Raw genomic sequence first — 245 nt, 5'->3', positions numbered from 1 at the left:
CATTATTATACTTATAATCAGCATTTACTAAATCAAGTTGCATTTTTAAGATAGTCTTGTAATGTAAAAGAATTATTTGAACACCCACAGACCACAGGATAGTAAAAATCAAATTATATAAACGCCTATAAATCGGCGTTCATGAAGCTGAACTTGATGCATAGATTTTCCATTTGTTCTATAATTAGATTAGAAATCAGATGGAGAACTCATACAGTATATGGTTTCAATACTTCATGTGTTCT

The sequence above is a fragment of the Catenibacterium sp. CAG:290 genome, from assembly GCF_000437715.1.
GTDB lineage: Bacteria > Bacillota_I > Bacilli_A > Erysipelotrichales > Coprobacillaceae > Catenibacterium > Catenibacterium mitsuoka_A.
Note: the sequence above shows the minus strand (reverse complement) of the source record.